Below are 435 nucleotides of genomic sequence, written 5' to 3'. Positions count from 1 at the left end.
ATTCAACCACATCGGCAAATGGCATAGGACAAGCGTTTGTCTATACATGGAATTACCGAGATGCTGATGTTACAAGCGTAATACCACTAGAAGATAACTATGTATCCGCAATCTTTATGTGGGGTGGAACACCTACTGTTATCACTAACGGGATTACAGAAAGAAATGGTAATTTAAAAGTCAAACTACTTTCAGGTAATTCGGTAATAAGGGTTGCAGATTTTGATGGCACAGCTCCAACTATGAGGGGGGTAGTTACAACTAATAATGTTTTATATGCAAACTGTGGAGGTGAAATTGTAGCTGTTGGAGATAGGTTTACTGAAAGTCGTGGTAACTATGCAGTTAATCATATAGGGTCTTTAAGGGATGCTGGATTGTCGGGTGGACTTTTCTATGATGTTAGTAGTGCTAATATAGTGCTGTGGGGAGGTA

The 435-nt window shown here is 39.5% G+C and carries 1 protein-coding gene; it reads left to right on the top strand.

Annotation, left to right across the window (positions count from 1 at the left end; all coding sequences use genetic code 11):
- The coding region (locus tag AC3DEV_RS17165; RefSeq protein ID WP_488372902.1) for a hypothetical protein at positions 1–435 on the top strand (435 nt) is incomplete at both ends.

This window comes from Dietzia sp. IBK-p2-15D (genome assembly GCF_057773105.1).
This window is presented reverse-complemented; position numbering and strand designations above follow the sequence as displayed.